We start from the raw sequence: 501 nt of genomic DNA, 5'->3' as shown, positions 1-501 counted from the left end.
ATCTTGGCCACGTCGAACAGGTCGAACTTGATGCCGGCCTCGTGCGCGATCGCCGGCAGATGCAGTGCCGCGTTGGTCGAACCGCCGGTAGCCGAGACCACGGTCGCCGCATTCTCCAGCGCCTTCAGCGTGACGATGTCGCGCGGCCGGATATTTCTGGCGATCAGCTCCATGATCTTTTCGCCCGAGGCGAAATTGAACCGGTCGCGCATTTCATAGGGTGCCGGCGCGCCGCAGGAATAGGGCAGCGCCAGGCCGATCGCCTCGGCGACGGTCGCCATGGTGTTGGCGGTGAACTGGGCGCCGCAGGAACCGGCCGAGGGACACGCGACCTGTTCGATCTCAAGCAGTTCGTCATCGCTGATCGTGCCGACCGAGTGCTGGCCGACCGCCTCGAAAACATCCTGCACGGTGATCTGGCGGCCGCGATAGCTGCCGGGCAGGATCGAACCGCCATAGATGAAGATCGACGGCACATTGAGCCGCACCATGGCCATCATC

The 501-nt window shown here is 64.1% G+C and carries 1 protein-coding gene; it reads right to left on the bottom strand.

What is annotated here, in order from left to right; all coding sequences use genetic code 11:
- Positions 1–501: dihydroxy-acid dehydratase (locus ENZ75_RS33890; RefSeq protein WP_206617194.1), on the bottom strand; the 501-nt coding region annotated here is incomplete at both ends.

This window comes from Mesorhizobium sp. M7A.F.Ca.CA.002.04.1.1 (genome assembly GCF_004022805.1).
In the GTDB taxonomy this organism is placed as follows: domain Bacteria; phylum Pseudomonadota; class Alphaproteobacteria; order Rhizobiales; family Rhizobiaceae; genus Mesorhizobium; species Mesorhizobium ciceri.
This window is presented reverse-complemented; position numbering and strand designations above follow the sequence as displayed.